Annotated in this window: 1 pseudogene; it reads right to left on the bottom strand. The window is 46.5% G+C overall.

What is annotated here, in order from left to right:
- Positions 1 to 282: pseudogene (locus A2048_06300) on the bottom strand (HNH endonuclease).
- Positions 283 to 286: the final 4 nt, after the last annotated feature.

The raw sequence follows: 286 nt of genomic DNA, 5'->3' as shown, positions 1-286 counted from the left end.
ATGTTTCCCGCAATATTGGCAAGTATGACGGTCCCGCAAATAGACATTAATACGCGAAAACCGCACCGGGCGCGAAGGCATACGATCATAAAAATGGAGCAGAACAACACGGGGAATACGAATGGCCTTGTTGACCAGCCCTATTTTTTCCTGGTGAACAGACACAGATAACTCGCTCCAGCTTTTGAAATCGTGCAGGCCGTACTGTTCATCCACCACCTTGGCCAAACCACGATAAACAAGGCAAAGGGCATGTTTTAAGGAAGTAATATGAACCGGCATATAA

The sequence above is a fragment of the Deltaproteobacteria bacterium GWA2_45_12 genome (assembly GCA_001797365.1).
Taxonomy (GTDB): Bacteria; UBA10199; UBA10199; order UBA10199; family UBA10199; genus UBA10199.
The sequence above is the reverse complement of the archived record's forward strand: the minus strand, read 5'-3'. Positions and strand labels throughout refer to the sequence as shown.